The sequence below is a fragment of the Mucilaginibacter sp. P4_E8 genome (assembly GCF_056401495.1).
Genome location: NZ_JBFUJG010000322.1, coordinates 1 through 2,092, shown reverse-complemented (window position 1 = coordinate 2,092; position 2,092 = coordinate 1). Strand labels below are relative to the sequence as shown.

Below are 2,092 nucleotides of genomic sequence, written 5' to 3'. Positions count from 1 at the left end.
TTGTACCGATTCTTTATCATATCCCTCACCGGCTACTACATAACCCACCAGCCGCTTGCCTGTATGACCGTCCTCACGGGCGACCACAACACCCTGGCGTACGCCCGGGCTCTGCTGTAGCACGGACTCGATCTCCCCTAGCTCAATACGGTAACCACGGATCTTTACCTGGTCATCCATACGGCCCAGGTACTCTATATTACCGTCAGGCAACCAGCGGCAAAGGTCCCCCGTCTTATACAATCGCCYACCCTCTTCACCGTAGGGGTCCGGTATGAAACGCTCTGCCGTCAGATCCGAACGGTTCAGGTATCCTCGTGACAAGCCGGCTCCGCCTATACACAGTTCACCACTCACTCCTACAGGACATAACCGCCCCGCTTTATCCAGTATATATGCGCTTCTTCCTTTTAAGGGCCGTCCTATCGGAATTGGTACGGATACCTCATTAATAGGATATATCAATGAGAACGTCGTGTTCTCCGTTGGCCCATAACCATTGATTATTTCTATATGGGGATAGGTTGTCCTTATGCGTTCAATATGTAACTCTGACAACTTTTCTCCACCTGCTATGATCATCTTTAAACCTGCAAAAACTGTTATATCCAGATTGACCACCTGGTTTAAAAAGCTTGAGGTGAACCACATCTTCGTTATCCCTCTTATATCAATTTCTTCTTTTAATAAATCTGCCTGCAGCAACCTGTCCTGCTCACAAAGTACCAGTTGCCCACCGTTTAACAATATGCTCCAATACTCAAAAGTCGTCGCATCGAAAGATGGTGATCCGGTCACTAGTAAAACATCTGTTGATGTGCAGCTGATGTATGGCTGAGCACTTACCAGATTTACAATGCTCCCGTGCTCGATCATTACCCCCTTCGGACGACCTGTTGAACCCGAAGTATAGATCACATACGCCAGGTCACCCGCATGAACTTCAGCAGGCACCGGCCCCGACGGATAAACCGACAGCAGCTCCGATAAACTGTCCAGGCTTACCACCAGCGCATCCGGGCTCGCTTCCGAAAGCTGATCCTGGTAGGCACTCTCGCCRAGGATCAGCGATGCTCCCGTATCCTGAAGCATATAACTGATCCGGTCTGCAGGATAATCCGGATCMACCGGYACATAAGCRCCCCCCGCCTTCAGCACCCCAAGGATCCCGATGATCATCTCCAGGGAACGGCCAAGACAGATCGGTACCAGCGTCTCCGATACAACACCGCGGCTCCGCAGGAAATGCCCCAGCTGGTTCGACCGGGCATCCAGCTCACGGTAGCTCAGACGGCTATCCCCGTAAACCACAGCGGTCTCTTCTCCCCGAAGCATTACCTGCTCCCTGAACAGGTCCAGCAGCGTTAATCCCACAGGGTAGGATACCGCTGTCCCGTTAAACTCATATAATAACTGTTCACGCTCCTGYTCGCTCAGGATCTCGATATCACCGATGCGCTGTTCGCTATCCGATACTACCGCTCTCAGCAAACGCTCATAATGATCCAGCATGCGCTCCATCGTTTCAGGACGGTAAAGATCCCTGCAATACGTCAGGCTCAGATGAAGACCCCCTAATGATTCCATTATATCCAAACTGATATCCAGCTGTGCGTTTACCAAGCCGGTGCCCTCCGCTTCCAGCACTACTGCCCCAAGGTCAAGCGCTCCACCGCCGGGTGCATTCTGCAAAGCGAACTTTACCTGGAATAAGGGATTACGGCTTGTATCACGTTCTATATCTACCGCATCTACTATCTTCTCGAACGGGACTTCCTGGTGCTCATATGCCTCCAGTGTCGTCTTACGTACAGATCCCAGCAACTCCCGGTAACTCATATCACTGCTCAGCTCACTCCGCAATACCAGCGTATTGATGAAAAAACCGATCATCCCTTCCGTCTCCTGCTGCTGGCGACCTGCTATCGGACTCCCTACACTGATATCACCCTGACCCGTATAACGGTATAATAAGATCTTAAACAAACTCAGCAGGCTCATAAATAAAGTCGAACCTTCCCGACGGCTCAGCTCCAACAAACCCGTATACGCTTCTGCACCGATATGACGGCTTACCAGACCTCCCCGGGTG

General features: G+C 51.3%; 1 protein-coding gene. It reads right to left on the bottom strand.

Translation table 11 applies throughout. From position 1 onward, the window contains the following. A partial coding sequence (locus tag AC1DRQ_RS30975; RefSeq protein WP_477429892.1) for a non-ribosomal peptide synthetase occupies positions 1 to 2,092 on the bottom strand: 2,092 nt, incomplete at both ends.